The 17,789-nt window shown below is 65.5% G+C and carries 19 protein-coding genes; 7 read left to right on the plus strand and 12 right to left on the minus strand.

Annotation, left to right across the window (positions count from 1 at the left end):
- Positions 1-63 precede the first annotated feature (63 nt).
- From ACOZ9V_RS13845 to ACOZ9V_RS13855, 3 genes are all read left to right on the plus strand, one after another.
- Positions 64-2,550, plus strand: a complete 2,487-nt coding sequence (locus ACOZ9V_RS13845) for an LPXTG cell wall anchor domain-containing protein (protein ID WP_434590933.1) — start codon at positions 64-66, stop codon at positions 2,548-2,550.
- 143 nt (positions 2,551-2,693) lie between these two features.
- Positions 2,694-3,332, plus strand: a complete 639-nt coding sequence (locus tag ACOZ9V_RS13850; protein WP_139908686.1) for a biliverdin-producing heme oxygenase — start codon at positions 2,694-2,696, stop codon at positions 3,330-3,332.
- A 101-nt stretch (positions 3,333-3,433) separates the two neighbouring features.
- Complete coding sequence (locus ACOZ9V_RS13855; RefSeq protein ID WP_434590937.1) at positions 3,434-4,435, plus strand: IS481 family transposase; 1,002 nt, start codon at positions 3,434-3,436, stop codon at positions 4,433-4,435.
- Positions 4,436-4,453: 18 nt separating this feature from the next.
- Here ACOZ9V_RS13855 and ACOZ9V_RS13860 read toward each other — a convergent pair whose 3' ends face one another.
- The 4 genes from ACOZ9V_RS13860 to alr are packed head-to-tail and all read right to left on the minus strand — an operon-like array spanning position 4,454 to position 7,450.
- Positions 4,454-4,906 (minus strand): GNAT family N-acetyltransferase, encoded by a 453-nt coding sequence (locus ACOZ9V_RS13860; RefSeq protein ID WP_259357685.1) that lies wholly within the window; start codon positions 4,904-4,906, stop codon positions 4,454-4,456.
- On the minus strand, positions 4,903-5,637 hold the full coding sequence (gene tsaB / locus ACOZ9V_RS13865; RefSeq protein WP_434590941.1) for a tRNA (adenosine(37)-N6)-threonylcarbamoyltransferase complex dimerization subunit type 1 TsaB: 735 nt from the start codon (positions 5,635-5,637) through the stop codon (positions 4,903-4,905). The genes ACOZ9V_RS13860 and tsaB overlap by 4 nt, the downstream gene beginning before the upstream one ends.
- Positions 5,634-6,239 (minus strand): tRNA (adenosine(37)-N6)-threonylcarbamoyltransferase complex ATPase subunit type 1 TsaE, encoded by a 606-nt coding sequence (tsaE, locus tag ACOZ9V_RS13870; protein ID WP_172170824.1) that lies wholly within the window; start codon positions 6,237-6,239, stop codon positions 5,634-5,636. The genes tsaB and tsaE overlap by 4 nt, the downstream gene beginning before the upstream one ends.
- Positions 6,236-7,450 (minus strand): alanine racemase, encoded by a 1,215-nt coding sequence (alr, locus tag ACOZ9V_RS13875; protein WP_434590945.1) that lies wholly within the window; start codon positions 7,448-7,450, stop codon positions 6,236-6,238. The genes tsaE and alr overlap by 4 nt, the downstream gene beginning before the upstream one ends.
- 152 nt (positions 7,451-7,602) lie before the next feature.
- Between alr and ACOZ9V_RS13880 the strand changes: the two genes are divergently transcribed.
- Positions 7,603-8,280, plus strand: coding sequence for a hypothetical protein (locus ACOZ9V_RS13880; RefSeq protein WP_434590948.1), 678 nt, complete (start codon positions 7,603-7,605; stop codon positions 8,278-8,280).
- 262 nt (positions 8,281-8,542) lie between these two features.
- Entirely contained in the window at positions 8,543-8,938 is a 396-nt protein-coding gene (locus ACOZ9V_RS13885) for a hypothetical protein (RefSeq protein ID WP_434590950.1), read from the plus strand.
- A gap of 6 nt (positions 8,939-8,944) precedes the next feature.
- Here the strand turns inward: ACOZ9V_RS13885 and ACOZ9V_RS13890 are convergent, their stop codons facing one another.
- The 4 genes from ACOZ9V_RS13890 to ACOZ9V_RS13905 all read right to left on the minus strand — a co-directional run bounded on the left by ACOZ9V_RS13890 (position 8,945) and on the right by ACOZ9V_RS13905 (position 12,676).
- Positions 8,945-10,474, minus strand: coding sequence for a bifunctional ADP-dependent NAD(P)H-hydrate dehydratase/NAD(P)H-hydrate epimerase (locus ACOZ9V_RS13890; RefSeq protein ID WP_434590953.1), 1,530 nt, complete (start codon positions 10,472-10,474; stop codon positions 8,945-8,947).
- Between the two features lie 106 nt (positions 10,475-10,580).
- The gene (locus tag ACOZ9V_RS13895) at positions 10,581-11,897 is read right to left on the minus strand and encodes a M20 metallopeptidase family protein (RefSeq protein WP_434590956.1); all 1,317 of its coding nucleotides are present in this window, start codon (positions 11,895-11,897) and stop codon (positions 10,581-10,583) included.
- A 124-nt stretch (positions 11,898-12,021) separates the two neighbouring features.
- Positions 12,022-12,387 carry a HepT-like ribonuclease domain-containing protein gene (locus tag ACOZ9V_RS13900; RefSeq protein WP_434590958.1) on the minus strand — a complete coding sequence of 122 codons (366 nt, stop codon included), beginning with the start codon at positions 12,385-12,387 and terminating at the stop codon, positions 12,022-12,024.
- On the minus strand, positions 12,371-12,676 hold the full coding sequence (locus tag ACOZ9V_RS13905) for a nucleotidyltransferase family protein (protein ID WP_139908696.1): 306 nt from the start codon (positions 12,674-12,676) through the stop codon (positions 12,371-12,373). Before ACOZ9V_RS13905 ends, ACOZ9V_RS13900 begins: the two co-directional genes overlap by 17 nt.
- 203 nt (positions 12,677-12,879) lie before the next feature.
- Here ACOZ9V_RS13905 and ACOZ9V_RS13910 point away from each other — a divergent pair, with 203 nt between their 5' ends.
- Entirely contained in the window at positions 12,880-13,293 is a 414-nt protein-coding gene (locus ACOZ9V_RS13910) for a GNAT family N-acetyltransferase (RefSeq protein ID WP_259357925.1), read from the plus strand.
- A gap of 27 nt (positions 13,294-13,320) precedes the next feature.
- On the opposite strand, the gene ACOZ9V_RS13915 is transcribed toward ACOZ9V_RS13910, so the two are convergent.
- The 4 genes from ACOZ9V_RS13915 to ACOZ9V_RS13930 form a co-directional block, all read right to left on the minus strand.
- Positions 13,321-13,941, minus strand: coding sequence for a DJ-1/PfpI family protein (locus tag ACOZ9V_RS13915; protein WP_434590960.1), 621 nt, complete (start codon positions 13,939-13,941; stop codon positions 13,321-13,323).
- Positions 13,942-13,985: 44 nt separating this feature from the next.
- Complete coding sequence (locus ACOZ9V_RS13920; protein WP_259357675.1) at positions 13,986-14,444, minus strand: holo-ACP synthase; 459 nt, start codon at positions 14,442-14,444, stop codon at positions 13,986-13,988.
- A gap of 69 nt (positions 14,445-14,513) precedes the next feature.
- Positions 14,514-16,388 carry a glutamine--fructose-6-phosphate transaminase (isomerizing) gene (gene glmS, locus ACOZ9V_RS13925; RefSeq protein ID WP_434590963.1) on the minus strand — a complete coding sequence of 625 codons (1,875 nt, stop codon included), beginning with the start codon at positions 16,386-16,388 and terminating at the stop codon, positions 14,514-14,516.
- 47 nt (positions 16,389-16,435) lie between these two features.
- Positions 16,436-16,645: a hypothetical protein gene (locus ACOZ9V_RS13930; RefSeq protein WP_139908699.1), complete on the minus strand. Its 210-nt coding sequence runs from the start codon at positions 16,643-16,645 to the stop codon at positions 16,436-16,438.
- Here ACOZ9V_RS13930 and coaA point away from each other — a divergent pair.
- Complete coding sequence (coaA, locus tag ACOZ9V_RS13935) at positions 16,637-17,674, plus strand: type I pantothenate kinase (protein ID WP_025779539.1); 1,038 nt, start codon at positions 16,637-16,639, stop codon at positions 17,672-17,674. The genes ACOZ9V_RS13930 and coaA overlap by 9 nt on opposite strands.
- Positions 17,675-17,789: the final 115 nt, after the last annotated feature.

A 17,789-nucleotide genomic window follows, 5' to 3' on the forward strand; every position in this document is an offset into this window, starting at 1 on the left:
CTTTTCCGAGGCCTGGCACCACGCGGTCTTCGCCGTGTGCGACGTTGAAAATGAGGAGAATCTATGACGCACAAGAGTGCGCGCGCACGTGCCGCGAAGGCACGACGCTTGACTTCGCCGCTGGCGGCCGGAGCGGCGATTGCAGCAGCCACCGGACTGCTGGGGATGGGCATGAGCGCCCCGGCATTCGGAGCGGTCGACAAGACCGTTGACGATGCTGTGTTCAGCTGGTCGGTCAACAACGAGTCCACCGGCGGCGCCTACTTCGGTGGGTGCAACTTCCTCGCAGCCGGTGAAGCCGGAGACACGGGCATGGCTCGCATCTGGACCGCCAAGGACGCAGGATCGATCTATTCCGTCGATGACGCGGGGAAGTTCACCGATGGGAACACCTCGATCGTCAAGACGAGTGGCGAACTGTCGGACTTCGACAGCCGCTGCACCGATGGTGAGGGCAACAAGGTCAACGGCAAGATCAACGCCGAAGCGCCGAACAACCACACAGGTGACCACGTAGAGATCAAGAACGGCACCGGAACGGTCGATCCCGACAACGACAATGCCTCCATCCAGTGGGAGGGCTCCTGGTCGTTCGCGTACTACGGCGGAATGACCTACTGGACGATCTCGGATCCGAAGCTCGAGGTCAAGAACGGCAAGGGCACCATCACCGGAACCTACTCCGGGTTCGGTGCCGATATGGACGATCTGAGCATCTGGAAGAAGCTCGATGCGCGTGACGGCGATATCGTCGAAATCCAGCAGGGCGAGGTCGATGTCACCGACTCGGGCTTCGAGTTCACCCCTGACTACCTCGGCGTGGAGACCGCCACCGACGGCCGCAACCTGCAGTCGCCGAAGTCGTCTGAGAACGAGTCCTGGTGGGGCGCCATGCCGCAGGACTGGATCGACTTCAACGTCGAGACCGGTCAGGACTCCTACTGGTACACCACCGCCGGAGCGAGCACCTCGATCCAGCCGCGGAAGAAGACGAATCCGCTCACTGTCGAGTACACAGCTCAGGCCGCAGCCCCCGACGTCTCGACGTCACACTCCGTGAAGTCCGCAAGCGCCGAGGACGGCCTCACCGTCAACGTCACAGGCGATGGCTACGACAATCTCCCCGATTCCAGCCTCGGCAAACCGTCGGCAGGCGCGTATGCCGCCATCGTTGATCGTGACCTCGCCAGCAAAGATGTCACCGCCGGCAACACGACCGCTGTGCAGTACGTGATGCCGCCGCAGATCAAGGACGGCAAGATCGACGTCGATGTCACCGCAAAGACCGTCGACCTCGACGAGTCGAAGGACTACGACGTGCTGACCTGGGTCGCCCACGGCCTGCCCACCGGAGATGCCGAGCTCTATCGCGAACCCATCGAACTGACCGACGAGCAGAAGAACGCCCTGTTCCCCGGTGACGACGATGCAGATGATGCAGCTGACGACGGCGCGACCGACGGAGCCGAAGCCGGTGACGACGGTGCAGCCGACGCCGCCGAGGGCGAAGCCGATGACAAGGGCGCAGCCGATGCGGCCGAAGGCGAAGCCGACGATAACGGCACCGCAGACACGGGCGCCGACGGTGCTGAAGCCGGTGACGACGGTGCAGCCGACGCTGCCGAAGGTGAAGCCGACGACAAGGGCGCAGCCGATGCGACCGAAGGCGAAGCCGACGGTGCCGAGTCCGACGACAATGGTTCAGCCGATGCAGCCGAGGGTGCGGAAGACGGGGCGTCGGATGCCGCTGAAGCCGGTGACGACGGTACGGCCGATGCAGCCGAAGGCGAAGCCGACGGGTCGAAGGCCGGCGCCGCAGCAGACGGATCGACCGACGGTTCCGACTCGGATGCCGGAGGCGCTGCCGACGGTGATGACTCCGACGGCGGTTCCGACGGTGACGAAGACAAGCCTGCCAAGCCGGTCGTCGCAGACCAGACAGTCGGCGAGGACCGTCTCGTCAAGGGCAAGACCGCCCCGAACGCCGAGGTGAATCTTGCCTGGACCCCCGTGGTCGTGAAGAACGCGGACAGCCAGATCAAGGCCTTCGCCGCGAAGGTCCCGTCCGAGGACAACGTCACGGTGACTGCCGACGCTGAGGGCAACTTCTCCGCCAAGGCCCCGAGCGCCAAGGGCACGTACGCCTACTCGGCAATCGCCACGGTCGACGGTGTTCCGTCCGACCCCGCCGAGTTCACCGTCACGGTGACCGAGGACGAAGCCGCCGATGACGACGCCGGCAGCGAAGGCAGCTCGGACGGCGGGTCAGCCGACGCCGCCGGATCCGGTGACGACGGTGCGACCGACGGAGCCGAAGCCGGTTCCGACGGCGGCTCGAGCGCCTCAGGCGGTGCGTCCGACGGCTCCGGCGCAGCAGGTTCGTCCTCTGCCGGATCCGAAGGTTCGTCGACAGGCGGCTCCGAGTCGGGCAGCTCCGACGGAGGAAACCTCCCGCGTACCGGTGCCGAGCTGATGACTCTGCCGATCGCGATCGGTCTTCTCATCCTCGGCGCAGGTTCTGTTATGTTCTCGCGGATGCGCAAGCGCTAGACTGACCTCAGACAAGTTCTGTAGTGAGCCAGCGAGTCCGTCCCGGTTCGGCACGAGAGTTCCGAACCGGGACGGACTCACCCCCATAGTCCCACTATCGCGAACCGTCATTCGGATCGACGATCTCTCAATGAGGAAACATCATGTCTGAACCGTTCTCCGCTCGCCTCAAGGCCAGCACCGCCACCATCCACGACGAGGTCGAACACACCACGTTCATGGTCGACCTCATGGAAGGACGGCTCGACGCAAGGGCCTACGCCCTGCTGCTCAAGCAGTACGACGTCATCTACGGCGTGCTCGAGTCGAAGTCACGGGAGTTCGCCGACGATCCTGTCTTCGCGCCGTTCTTCGACGCCCATCTGTTCCGGGCCGACCGCATCGCCGCCGACCTGGCCGCGCTCGACGGCACCGAACTGCCTGTCATGCCCAGCGCCACCGCCTATGCCGCGCACCTGGCGGGACTCGACCGCGCCGAGCAGGTCATCGCCCACCACTACACGCGCTACCTCGGCGACCTCTCCGGCGGTCAGGCGATCGGCACCCTCATGGGCCGGCACTACAGTCTGCCGGCGACCTCGCTGACGATGTGGGATTTCGCCGAGCTCGGCAAGACGAAGCCGTACAAGGACGCCTACCGCCGACTCCTCGACCAGGTTGCGGCAACCGGCGGTGACGAGCAGATCGTCGTCGACGAGACGATGGAAGCGTTCCGACTCAATGGAGCGCTGCTCGTCGACCTCACCGAGGCGACCGATAACCGTGCGGTTCCCGTCGCCTAGGTGTACTTCCCCGACACGTTGTGAACGGTAGTTGAAACACAACGAAGACCTCCGATACCGATATGGGTAACCACACTCATGATCGAGTCCCGGAGGTCTTCATGACACACCGTAACGCACCACTGACCATCGAGGGCAGACGCCGCCTTGTCGCTCTCGTCATCGATGATGGATGGTCCCAGCGCCGAGTCGCCGAACGCTTCCAAGTCTCATCGGCAACAGTGTCCAGATGGGTGCGTCGACACCGTGCAGGCGATGGTCTCGACGACCGCTCGAGCCGACCACACCACAGCCCTGCACGACTGTCGACCAAACGGGAACGACGTATCCTCGCGTTGCGGATCACTCGGCGGTGGGGTCCGCACCGGATCAGCTACCACCTTCACATCCCACGCTCGACTGTCGGTCGAGTCCTGAACCGGTACCAGATGCCGTTGTTGGCTCATGTCGACCAGATGACCGGGCTGCCGGTGCGTAAGCCGGCCCCGATCCGTTACGAGGTCGAGGCTCCCGGGCGCCTGGTCCATGTCGATATCAAGAAGCAGGGCCGGATCCCCGACGGGGGCGGGTGGCGTGCTCATGGGCGTGGGTCAGCTCAGGACAGGAAAGTCGGCTCCCATCGAGGTCGTGCCGCCCGGGCCGGAGCTGCGGGCTCGCGTGGGTACCGGTTCCTTCACCACGCTGTCGATGACTACTCGCGAGTCGCGTACTCCGAGATCCTCGATGATGAGCGCAAGGATACTGCGTCCGGGTTCTGGCGGCGTGCGGACGAGTTCTTCGCGAGTATCGGTGTTCAGGTCACGGCAGTGATGACCGATAACGGATCCTGCTACCGTTCTCGGGCCTTCGCGGAGGCTCTTGGTGAGGGTGTGAAACACCGCAAAACGAAACCCTACCGACCACAGACGAATGGGAAGGTCGAGCGATTCAACCGGACTCTCGATGCCGAGTGGGCTTATACGAGGGTGTATGCCAGCGAAGCCGAGCGTGCAGCGGCCTACGAGGCGTGGGTCCATGACTATAATTTCCATCGACCCCATACCGGTATTGGCGGACTCACACCATCAGCTCGTGTTCACAACCTCACGGGGAAGTACACCTAGGGCGCGACTTGAGAAGGATCAGTCGCCGATCCGCAGACGCATGAGAATTCCCGCGGCGCCCGGATAGTAGTCCGGGCGCCGCCCCCATTCCTCGAACCCGAAGGATGCGTACATCCCCAGCGCCGCAGCATTGCGTTCGTCGACCTCGAGGTGGACGACCTCGGAACCGCGTTCCTTCGCCCAATCGATTCCCGCCTGCAGCAGGGCACGTCCGATCCCTGTGCCGCGCGCAGCCTCGGTGGTGGCGATCGTCATCACATCGGCTTCCGCACCGGCCCCCGACATGACGATCCACCCTGCCAACTCCCCCGCCGAGGCGGTCCTGGCGGCGAGCATGACCGTGCCGTTCTGCGCCTTGACCGACCAGTAGTAGCCGAGCGTCCAGGCTGTGGGTCCGAAGATCGCCGCATCGTGGTCGGCCACCTCGGCGAGGTCCCACCAGGGAAGCTCGGCGATGGTCGTGGAGGTCATTTCAATGAGCTCTCGCGTACCGGGGTTGCTTTCGCATCGGGTTCGCGCAGGTATTCGGGGACCGGGTCGGCAAGGTCTCGACCGGCGGCGAGTTCCCGTGCCGCCGCGAAGGCAAGATACTCGGCACGAGGATCGGTGATCGACTCAGAGGTCGACGCTCCGAGGACGTCCGGATAGAGGAGGAATCCGCGGCCGAGCTTCTGATCGATCGTATCGAGCCGGTAGCCGTTGTCGGCGAGAACTGAAGCAACTTCGGCCGGTTTGGCCACGAACGGCCCGGCGTTCAGCGTGGCGTCGGCGGAGTCGTAGACGCTGAAATAGACCTCTTTGCGGCGGGCGTCCGAAGCGATGAGGACGGGGCGAACGGATTCGGTCGCGGCGGGCGACGCGACCTCCGACGCAAGTGCTGGGGAGCCTTCGGCACTGCGGACGAACTCTTCGACGATCGCGGCTTGGGACAGCAGTCCCTTGACGGGAATCCCACGAGCCTGACCGACGGCGATTCCGGAGGCGATGCCCACCCGCAGACCGGTGAAGGGTCCGGGTCCGATGCCGACGACGACGAGTTCGGGTTGGGCATCCTCGGCGAGCACGCCGGCGAGCGCAGGACCGATGAACTCAACGTGTCGACGTTGGTCATCGGCCTGTTCGGCCGCGATGACCGAACCGGTGTCCGTATCCACGAGGGCCACAGAGGCCGACTGCGAGGTGTCGATGGCCAGAACGATCATGATTCGTCTCCCTCATCCGCGAAGTCCTCGGCAGGCAGATCTGCAGAGGCCGGGTCGTCGACTCGCACGCCTGCCAGCGCCGAGACAGCGGCTTCAACCGCCGGCATGCGTTCGATCCATGCATCCCCGCGGCCGGTGAGGTCGACGGTGCGTCGTTCGTCCTCCACCTCGTCCTCGTCGTCCACACCGACCGAGTCATCGTCCCCCGCGGCTTCATCCCACACCGGGGTGATGGTGATGTCGAGGTGATCGCTGCTGAGCTGCTCGGCCAGGCCGGCTCCCCATTCGACGACCGTGATCGACTCGTCGAGTTCGGAGTCGAGGTCGAGATCTTCGAGCTCCTCCCCGTCGGCCAACCGATACGCGTCGACGTGGACGAGGGCGGGTCCGCCAGAGCGCGACGGGTGTTCGCGGGCGATGACGAACGTCGGCGACGTGATCCGCCCGGCCACGTCGAGGGCTTTGCCCAGCGACTGCGTGAACGTCGTCTTCCCCGCTCCGAGGTTGCCCGTGAGGATGAGCAGATCACCGGCGCGCAGATGGTCGGCCAGGACCGCAGCGAACGTGCGCATCTGCTCCAAGGATTCGAGATGGACCCTCATCGCCCGTCTCCCTTCCGGGCGACCCGGTCGACCCGGGCGCTGAGCTGGGTGACGATCTCGTAGTTGATCGTGTTCGCCCAGGTCCCCCATTCGGCCGCGCTCGGCCCACCGGGACCGAAGATGACGACCTCGTCGCCGATGGCCACCTCATCGTTGCCGGCACCGATGTCGATGATCATCTGATCCATGGCGATACGCCCGACGACGGGGTAACGACGATCCCGGATGGCCACCTCGGCGCGGTTCGAGGCTGCCCGCGGCAGTCCGTCCCCGTACCCACCGGGCACGAGCGCGAACCGGGTGTCGGTCGCGGCGGTGAACGTCAGCCCGTAGGAGGCGCCGTGACCTGCGGGAATGTCCTTGAGATTGATGACGCTGGAGGTCAGCCGCATGACCGGCCGGAGCCCGAGAGCCGACGGATCTCCGTCTTCGAGCGGGGACAGACCGTAGAGGGCGAGCCCCACCCTCGCCGAGGTGCCCGGGCACGGTCCCAGAGTGAGCGCTCCGGGTGAGTTCGCGATGTGCACATCCAGGTCATCCGATTCGCCGAGGCGGCCGTCCGCGGCGTCGAGCACGGCCCGCAGCTGCCCATGGGCGGAGGAGAAGACCGCGCTCTGCGCAGCGGTCTCGGGGCGTTCGGGTTCGTCGGCGACCGCGAAGTGGCTCATGATTCCGACGATGCGTATATCGGCGCCGGCCTCGGGGTTCCCGGAGTCGTCGGTGTGGCTGTCTTCGGCGTGGCGGCGCAGCCAGTCGAAGGCACGGACGAGTGCTTCCGGGGACAGACCGTTGCGGCCGAGTCCGGTGTCGATCTTGAGATGGGCGCGGGCGGTGACGCCGGTGCGGCGGGCTGCCTCGGCGAGTCGGTCGAGGGCGCCGACCGTCGAAATTCCCAGTTCGATGCCGGCGCGAACCGCCTCGTCGAGGTCGATGGTCGGTCCGTAGAGCCAGGCGAGGATCTGCGCTTCGGGGCCGAGCAGGCTGCGCAGACGAAGGGCTTCGGGGATCGTGGCCACACAGAACTCGCGCCACCCGGCCGAGAAGAGAGCGGGTGCGACGAGGTCGATGCCGTGGCCGTAGGCGTTGGCTTTGACGACGCATTTGAGGCGGGCGGGTGAGAGCCGATCGGCAAGGACGGCGGCGTTGTCGCACAGGGCCGCCTCGTCGATCTCGGCCCGTACGAGAGCCTCGGGGATGTCGAAAGATGTCACTGGATAAGACTACCGCCGACCCCCGTCGACCAGCACCTTCGCTACGCTGATCCCCCTCGGCATTCGGCTCCGGTGCCGGTGTCGCAGGTGCAGCCGACGACGTGTTCGGCGAAGACCGGCTCGACGAGCCATTCGATGAAGAAGGAGACAGCATGCACACCACACCAGCCCGCATCCTCGCGATGGTGGTCGCGGCCGTCCTGTTTGCGACAGGCCTCACCGTGATCGGACAGACCGGTCCTGCCGAGGCGGCCGCGAAGTACTGCACCGGCGTCGAGTCGAACAGCTCGGTGACGGCCGCGAAGGCCATCGAGGTCAAGCAGCGGTCGACGATCACCGCCGATATCTACCTGTGCAAGAAGTCCGGCGACCGGTACGTCCGCGACAGCGGCCCGTTCAAGGCCCGCCTCGGCTACAACGGCACCACGTCGAGCAAACGGGAAGGTGACGGCAAGACCCCGAAGGGTGTGTTCTGGATGCGCGATGGCTTCGGCACCTCGGCGAATCCCGGGCTGGGCAGGCCGTGGACGAAGGTCACCCGCGATCATGTCTGGGTCGACGGTGACGCGACGAAGGCCGAGGGCTACAACACGATGCAGCGGAAGTCCGAAGGGTACAAGGGCGAATCTCTCTACCAGCCGAAGCCGTACAAGTATGCCCAGGTCATCGGCTACAACGAGGCTCGCACACCGGGGAAGGGATCGGCGATCTTCCTGCATGCGAACACGGAGTCGATGAAGACCGCCGGCTGTGTGTCGATGTACGAGTCCAGTCTCGTCAAGGCGATGAAGTGGGAGGGCTCGACGAAGACGCAGATCCTCATCCACTGAGGTTATGCCCTGTCCCGACTGTTCGAACCATTCCGCTGCTTCGGAGCAATCCGCAGTCCGACAGCATCCCCCGCAGGGACTACGTATCGGGCGGTGATTCGCTACCCCTTGGTGATGACTCCGAGCTGGACACCCGGCTCATATGGGACTCACCGACGAGGAGGACAGCGACATGGAACGAACCGGTCGACAGACAGAATTATCCACTGAACAGACAGACGAACACGAGCGGCAGGGGGCCTGGACGCCCAGACGCGTCGCGGTGACGGCACTGTCCACCGCTTTGGCGGCCGGAATCGTCGAAATGGCCGCACATCTGTGGCCGTTCACCGACCTTGCGGACAACGCCGGGGCGGTGGTCATCCGCCTGGCCGTCTACGCCCTCGTCGCCGTCGTGATCCTCCAATTCGCTCGCGGCAGGCAGTGGGCTCGGATCGTCCTGCTCGTCGGGCTCGGCGTGATCGGGACGGCATCGCTGCTCGTCGAACCCGACATGTGGCTGTTCGGCGATGCCGATTTCGGCGCTTACTTCGCCGGTCTCGACGGCCCGGGCGCGGTGATGCTCGTCAGCCGAGTCGTGCATCTGTCTGCGGTGGCCGTCGGTGTGGCCGCCATGCTCGTCATGCACCCACGGAAGGTCGCCGGCGTGACCGGGTGAGCGGATTCAGTCGGTGCCGTGGATGAGTTCGCCGACCACCTCGGCGAGGGCATCGGCGAATCCGGACGCGGTCACCGCGCGTCTGCCGGCCTCGTTGTGCAGCAGCACTCCGAGACCGGCCAGGCGAGCCCACTCGCGGGGTGGACGCGTCCGATCGTCACTGTCATAGCGGCCGTGGGCGGCGGTGATCGCGGCGAGCGTGCCGAGGATCCCGGCGAGCACGTCCCCGGAGCCCGCCGTGGCGAGGGTGCCCGGCCCCGGCGCGGGCAGAACGACGTGTCCGTCGGGGGCGGCGATGACCGTGTGATGGCCTTTGAGCAGGACGATCGCTCCGGTCAGCTCCGCGGCTCGCCGCGCCCATCGCATCGGGTTCGCCCCGATCCGACCGGCGGTGATGATCTCGCCGAGGAGGCGGCTGAGCAGCCGCGCCAGCTCGGCGGCGTGCGGGGTGATGATGAGCGGGCGGTCGGCCAGCCAGGTGCCTGCCATCGATTCGGCGCGGGCGATCATGTCGAGGCCGCCTGCGTCGACGACGACCGGTGTGCGGTTGCCGGCCAGCGCCTCGGCGATGCCCTGCACGAATTCGGGTTCGGGGTCGCCCGGGCCGAGGACGACGGAGTCGATGCGTCCGGAGGCGTTGACGACCTCGGGGTGGAGGCCGAGGACGTATTCGGCGACGAGCGGGGAGCCGAGATAGCGGACCATCCCTGCTCCGGTGTTCACCGCCGAGGTGGTGGTGAGCACGCCCGCGCCAGGGTAGTCCTCGGAGCCGGCGAGGACCCCGGTGACACCGCGGGAGTACTTGTGCCCGGTCTCATCGGGGCGCGGAAATCCGGTGACGAGATCATCGTGATCGAGCAGCTCCGCGGCGGCCGAGCTGGGGTCGAGGCCGAGGCCGATATCGATGACGTCGATGGTTCCGATGAACTCGTCCACACGCGGATCGATGAGTTCGGCCTTGAGTCCACCGAAGGTCACAGTGCGGTCGGCGTGGAGTCTTTTCTCTGCCCCGGTGTGGTTCGGGTCGAGGTCGGAGGGGACGTCGACGGCGATGAGGCGGCCGGTCCGGTACGGGGCCCAATCGGCGATAAGTGAGGAGATGTGGTCGGGCAGTCCGCGCCGACCGCCGGTGCCGAGGATGCCGTCGAGGACGAGATCGGCCCGGGAGAGTTCGCGCAGAGCGTCGGCCCGGGCCGCATCGGCCTCGGCCGAGGTGAACGCGATGACCTGCGCACCGGCGCTGTGTGCCGCGGCCAGTCCATCGTCGTGAGTGCGATCGAAGAGGGTGATGACCGTGACGGCGGCACCGCGCCTTCCCAGAGTCGCCGCGGCGAAGAGTGCGTCCCCGGCGTTGTTGCCGGGCCCGGCCAGTACGCTCACGCGGGTGCCGCTGACCTGTCCGTGATCGGCCTTCAGCATGGCGGCCGCACTGTTCGCCAGCGCTCGGGCAGCCCGGGCCATGAGCGGGATGCCGGCTTCGAGCAGCGGCTTCTCGGCCTCCCTGATGGTTTCACTCGGGTAGGCGAACACGCTCATCGACTGTTCCTCTTCACAATTCTGCTCCTGATACGACGTCGCCCTGCACGGGACCTATCCCTGCACCGTATGCCGTTTCCACCGTCCGGGCCAGGGGTCGGGCGGATCACCCCTCAGCTAACTGCGCCAGACGGCGCCCGGCCAGATGAGCGAGGAACAGGGCCTGGTCGGCGAGACCGTCGTCGCTGTGGCGGGCGCGCGGGGAATGGTTGGCCTCGCGTTCGTCGACCGGCAGATTCGGCAGCGCCACCCCGAAGTGTCCGTAGGCTCCGGGCACGGCGTCGAGCACACGGGAGAAGTCCTCGGAACCGGGCAGCGGATTCGCCTTGCGCACGGTCCGCTGCTCGCCGAAGAGGTCGGTGAAGGTGGAGAGGAAGAACTCGGCTTCGGCGTCGTCGTTGATCGTCGGCGGCAGGATCTGCTCGTACTCGACGTCGGCGCTCAGACCGTGGGCGGCGACGAGGTCACGAACGAGCTGAGGCAGCTCCACCTCGGCGCGGGAGGTCACAGCTTCCGAGAACGTGCGCACACTGACGACCAAGGTCGCGAAGTCGGGGACGACATTGGGAGCGGTGCCGCCGTTGAACTGGCCGACGGTGATCACGAGCGGGTCGAAGATGTCGAAGCGGCGGGTGACGTACTCCTGCAGCTGGCCCACGAGCATGGCACCGACCTGGATGGGGTCCTTGCCGGTGGCCGGGCGGGAGGCGTGCGTGCCCTTGCCGTTCACGGTGATCGTCATCTTCGAAAACGCCGCCATGTACGGACCGGGGCGGGAGCTGGCGACCCCGAGGTCGGCGTCGGCGGAGACGTGGATGCCGAAGGCGGCTTTGACGCGGGGACCCGCGGCGTCGAGGACGCCTTCGTCGATCATCTTCCCGGCCCCGTCATAGCCTTCTTCACCGGGCTGGAACATGAACACGACGTCGCCGGGCAGGGAGTCGCGGTCGCGGTGGAGGAGTTTGAGTGCGCCGACGAGCCCGGCGGTGTGCAGGTCGTGGCCGCAGGCGTGCATCCTCCCCGAGGTGGCCGCGAAGTCGAATCCGGTCGCCTCGGCGACGGGCAGTCCGTCCATATCCCCGCGCAGGAGCACGGCAGGTACGACTCCGGTCGAGTCCTCCTTGCGGGCACCGCCGCGCAGGACGACGACGATCGACGACAGCCTCTCCCCCGTGCTCACCTCGACGTCGAGGCCTTCGATGGCGTCGAGGACGAGCTTCTGCGTCACCGGCAGGTCGAGTCCGACCTCGACGTTCTCGTGCAGGGCACGGCGCAGGGTGACCAGACCGGGCGCGATGTCGTTCGCGTCATCGGCGGTGGGCAGGTGCACCTGGGTGGCGGCCGCCTCGACGGGGGTCGGGATCGTGGGGGCGGCGAGGTCGGCAGCGGCGGTGTTGTCGGTGTCGTTGGGAAGTGAGCTCATGCCCTGAGTCTATTACCCACCAGGCGCAGGCGGATTGAGACCGATCAGCCTTCCTAGAAATCCGCGCGCTACGCGTGATTCTTCCGGCGGCAGTGATCGATCAGCAGTCTTCGCAATGGAGCCGCTACAGTCCTGTAGCGTCTCTGGCCTCATCGACGAGCTCATTGAGGATCGTGATCAGGCCGGGGATTTCGGTTGTGGTCGCCAACCAAAGTATTTCGTAGTTGATGTCACCGTATTCATGGGCAAGGACGTTCCGCAGCCCAACGATTCGTTCGAGTCCGGGCACACGAGCAGCGGTGTCGGCATCGTCTCTGCGGAGGCGCTTCAGCGCCTCCCCCAAAATCTCCAGTTGGCGCTCGATCGCTGAGCGAACGACGAGATCGGAAATGAATTCCTCTTCGGTCTTGCCGCCAGCAAACTCACGGACCAGCTTCGCCGCTTCAGCAGCATCCCAGAGATGCGCACCTGTCTTACGCTGCATAGACATCCCGCGCACTCTCGAACGCGGCCGCTTTGAAGAAGGGGTTCTTCACCGAGCGTTCCATGACCAGATCGACTCGCCGTCCGACGATCCGCTCCAGCTCAGCCTTCAGATCGAAGTAGTCGTGGAATAGATTGTCCCGTTCCGGTCGAAAAGTGACGAGGAAGTCGATGTCGCTCGTCTCCGGATTGAACCGATCCGTGAGCACGGACCCGAAAATGCGAAGCCGTTCCACACCGAATCTTTCGCAAGCGCTCCTGATTGCGTCAGTGTCGAGTACCACGGCGGATTCCATAAATCTATTCTCCCAGATCGGGAGCGACTCAACCAGGCCATATAACAGTTCCTTGCGAATACATTCACCTCCATCGGACGTGAACCGTACGCGGTGGTGGGCGATGGACGGATCTCATGAAGCGTCAGGGGTCCCGGTTCTCGGTGGCAGACAGAGAATTCAGCGAAGCTCACCATGTTGATCGATACGGCATACTGATCGTCATGGCCCAGGACATAGACCTTCGTGTGCGATTCACTGTTGATGACGCCCACCTATCTGCGCTCCATGCACGAGCGTTTGGACACTCAGGTGGAGAGGTGAAACCGTGGGGAGCGCGCCTGAAGCGGCACAGCCTGACGTGGATCGGTGCGTTCTCCGACGACCAGTTGATCGGGTTCGTCCACGCCTGTTGGGACGGCGGGGTGCACGCGTTCGTCCTCGACACAATTGTTGATCCGGGACATCAGAGGCGTGGTATCGGAAAACGACTGGTCCAGACTCTCGTTCATGAAATCAAAGCCGCCGGCTGCGAATGGGTGCATGTCGACTATGAGCCGCACCTCGAAGTTTTCTATCATGATTCGTGCGGGTTCAGCCGAACACATGCTGGTCTACTGAGACTCGCGTCCCGATGATGCTCGACTGTGCAAGAAGTCGACGGTTCAGACCAGCCCGTGGTGGGCGGCGAAGGGATCCCAATCGGGATCGGTGTGGATATCCAACTCGATCTCACGGGCGACGGTGGCGGCCGCCTCGGCGCCGTAGAGATGGGTGATGAGTGCCGCAGTCATGTCCATGCCAGCGGCCACACCCGATGAGGTCCATCGATCCCGGTCCTCGACCCATCTGGCCTGCGGTATCCAGGTGACATCCTCGCCGTGTTCGGACGCCCACGTGAAAGCCTTCTTGTTCGACGTCGCCCGGTACCCGTCGAGCAGGCCGGCGGCAGCGAGCACCGCCGAACCGGTGCACACAGAGGTGATGAGCTCGGCACCGGCCGACCAGTTCACGAGGCGGTCGAGGAATGCTCGGTCGTCGACCAGCTGCCGGGTGCCCATCCCGCCGGGAACCATGACGATGTCCGGGTTGCTCGCTGTGTCGAAGGACTCGGTGACGATAACCTCGATGCCCTGAGCGCCGCGGACGGGCCCAGGCTGAGCGGCGACATAGGAGAGGGTGAAGGAATCCGGGAGACGGCTGAAGAGTTCGACGGGGCCGAATACATCGAGAGCTTCGAAGCCGTCGAAGAGCACTACCGCCACATTGCTAGTCATTGAGTCCATCGAATCATTGTCCCAGCTGCAGCGTAAGTCTTCCTGCCGCGGATTCAGTCTTCCGGCCGAAGAACTCGCTTGTACATCGAATGGGTGAAGTGCTCCGCGGCGCCTTCGATGCCGGGGCTCAGCGACGGCCCGTCGCCCTCGGCGATGACGAAGGTCATCGTCAGGTGCGCATCGTGGGTGATCGACAGGTGGATGTTCGTTCCGCCGATGGCACGGAAGTGCTCGAGCACGAGCCCGCGCAGACGGAAACTCGGCGCACCGGACCTCGCGGGGACCACCTCGGCGGACTGCCACGGCAGCCATCCGGGGAAGCCGATCGCCTTCTTCAGCGCCTCCTTCGCGGAGAATCGTGCCGCCAAGGAGGCATCCGTCCGGCGTTTGCCGTTGCGTTTGAGCTGCTCACCGGGAGTGAGCAGACGATCGAGGAGTTCGGGCACGCGTTCGATGTGCTCCGCGAAGCGAGGCACGTCGGCAATGTCAGTTCCGATGCCTAAAATCGCCATAACCGGTCCTCCTCAGGCTCCTCGACGGCAATCGGTGCCGGGCGATCTCCCGTCCGGCACCGAGGCGGATCATTCGACCGTGACCGACTTCGCGAGGTTGCGCGGCTGGTCGACGTCGAGGCCCTTGGCCGTGGCCAACTCCATCGCGAAGATCTGCAGCGGAACCGTCGTCAGCAGCGGCGCCATGAGCGTCGTCGTCTCGGGCACGTAGATGACCTCGGAGGCGAACTGATCGACCTCTTCGTCGCCCTCCTCGGCGATGACGACGGTGTTCGCACCGCGGGCGCGGACTTCCTGGATGTTCGAGATGACCTTCGCATGCAGCGAATCCCGGCCGCGCTTGGATGGGACGACGATGATGACGAGCTGACCGTCGTCGATGAGCGCGATCGGTCCGTGCTTGAGCTCACCTGCGGCGAAGCCCTCGGCGTGGATGTACGCGAGCTCCTTGAGCTTGAGCGCACCCTCCATCGCCACCGGGTAGCCGACGTGACGGCCGAGGAACAGCACCGAACCGACGTCCTGGTTGCGGTCGGCCAGCGCGAGGACCTGCGACTTGGTCTCGTCGAGGATGTGCTGGATCTTCGCAGGGATGGACTGCAGCTCGGCGAGGATCGTGCCGATCTCGTCGCGGAACTTGTTGCCCCGCAGCTGGGCGAGGTAGAGGCCGAGCAGGTAGCAGGCGACAACCTGCGACAGGAAGGCCTTCGTCGAGGCCACGGCGATCTCCGGGCCGGCGTGGGTGTACAGCGCGGCATCGGATTCGCGTGGGATCGTCGAGCCGAAGGTGTTGCAGATCGCGATGACCTTCGCACCTTGCTGACGTGCGTGGCGGACGGCCATGATCGTGTCCATGGTCTCACCGGACTGCGAGATCGCCACGACGAGCGTCTTCTCCGTGACCACCGGATCCCGGTAGCGGAATTCGTGGGCCAGCTCCACCTCGGTGGGGATGCGGCACCAGTGCTCGATCGCGTACTTCGCGACCTGACCGGCGTACGCTGCGGTGCCGCAGGCGATGACGACGATCTTGTCCACGGACTTGAGCACGTTCTCATCTATGTGCATCTCGTCCAGCGTCAGGCGGCCCTCGGTGTCTAGGCGGCCGAGCAGAGTATCGGCCACGGCCTGCGGCTGATCGTGGATCTCCTTGTCCATGAAGGACGCGAAGCCGCCCTTCTCCGCCGAGGCGGTGTCCCAGTCGACCTCGAACTGCTCACCCTCGACGGGGTTGCCATCGGTGTCCGTGATCGTAACCGTCTCCGGGGTGATGGTGACGACTTCGTCCTGGCCGATCTCGACGGCTGTGCGGGTGTAGTCGATGAACGCGGCGACGTCGGAGCCGAGGAAGTTCTCGCCCTCACCGAGGCCGATGACCAGCGGTGAGTTCCGGCGCGCGGCGACGACCTGACCGGGAGCGTCGGCGTGGACGGCGAGCAGGGTGAACGCACCTTCGAGTTCGGTGGCGGTCTTGCGCATCGCGGCGGTGAGGTCGCCGGTCACCTTGTAGTTCTTCGCCAGCTGGGCGGCGGCCACCTCGGTGTCGGTCTCGGAGAGGAACTCGACGCCCTCGGCGACGAGGTCCTTCTTCAGGTGGGCGAAGTTCTCGATGATCCCGTTGTGGATGAGCGCGAGCTTGCCGCCGTCGGCCAGGTGCGGGTGGGCGTTGAGGTCGGTGGGTCCACCGTGGGTGGCCCAGCGGGTGTGGCCGATTCCGGTCTGCGCAGCGGGCAGCGGGTTGGCCTCGATCTCCTCGGTCAGGGCGGAGAACTTTCCGGCCTTCTTCGCCGAGGCGAGCTGACCGTCGGGCGTCACGAGCGCGACGCCGGCCGAGTCGTAGCCGCGGTACTCGAGCCTCTTCAGGCCGCCGAGCACGACATCGAGCGCCGAGTGGTCGGCATTGTCAACGGGGGCCTTGGATACATAGCCAACGATTCCACACATGAGGGAGATTTTACGCACTGATAGCCGATCTCGGGTATTCCGGCGAGTCACGATCGGGTCAACGTGACGAACTGCACGCGCACGCGGGCGCGGGAGAGGATGGTCGGGGCACACCTGACGGGGCCGGAGACGGAACGGTCACCTCGGTGAGGGTGGGGCGCCTCGGTGGGGTGGGGCTCCTCGGTGGGGGTGGGGGCTTTCGCCGACCTGGGGCGGGTGGCGAACATGACGCATGACACAATGGTGGGATGAGCCATGTCGACCCTCAGTTGGACCGTGCGCGCAAGCTCGCCGGCCTCAATACCGCCCGGCGCAGCGAGCCGGACACGACGTCTCCGTTCTGGGAGTTCGATCGGGAGGTGTGGGGTACGCTCGCCCAGGCTACGCCGCTTCCGCTGAAGCAGCGCGATATCGAACGGCTGCGCGGGCTCGGGGATCGGATCAACCTCGACGAGGTGGCCCAGGTCTATCTGCCCCTGTCACGACTGCTCAACCTCTACGTCTCCGCACGGCGGGCGAAGCACGACCTGACCAGGGAATTCTTCTCTCCGCTGCACGAACGCGGGTTGGAACCGCAGGATGCCAAGCGCACGCCCTTCGTCATCGGCGTCGCCGGATCGGTGGCCGTGGGCAAGTCGACGACGGCACGTGTGCTGCGCGAACTGCTCGCCCGCTGGCCCGACACTCCGCGCGTCGAGCTCATCACCACCGACGGATTCCTCTACCCCAACGCCGAACTCGACCGTCGCCGCCTCAACGGGCGGAAGGGATTCCCCGAATCCTACGATCGGCGCAAGCTGCTCAAGTTCATCTCCGCCGTGAAATCCGGGGCCCCCGAAGTCCGTGCACCTGTGTACTCGCACCACACCTATGACATCGTTCCCGGCGCCGAGGTGGTCGTGCGCTCCCCCGATGTCCTCATCGTCGAGGGCCTCAACGTCCTCCAACCCGCCCGCCCCCGTCAGGACGGGACCGTGGGCTTGGCCATCAGCGACTACTTCGACTTCTCCGTCTACGTCGATGCGCGCTCCCGTGATATCCGCCAGTGGTACATCTCGCGGTTCCTCAAACTCAAGCACGGTGCGTTCCAGGACGAGGACTCCTACTTCCACCGCTACTCGCAGCTCGACGACGACGAAGCGATCACCTTGGCCACGGAGATCTGGGACTCCATCAACTTCCCGAACCTGCGCGAGAACGTCCAGCCCAGCCGCGGCCGAGCCGATCTCGTGCTCCACAAATCCTCCGACCACACCATCCGGAAGGTGCAGCTGCGGAAGCTGTGACGGGAGTCGCTGGTGGGCCTGGGACCTCGGACGGGGCGGGCCGCCTCGGCGAGCTTGCGATGGTACCTGTGATGGGAGTCGCCGGGCGGTGAGGAAATAGTTTCACCGCTCTGGC

It is taken from the genome of Brevibacterium sp. 1718, from assembly GCF_051131255.1.
Lineage (GTDB): Bacteria > Actinomycetota > Actinomycetes > Actinomycetales > Brevibacteriaceae > Brevibacterium > Brevibacterium sediminis.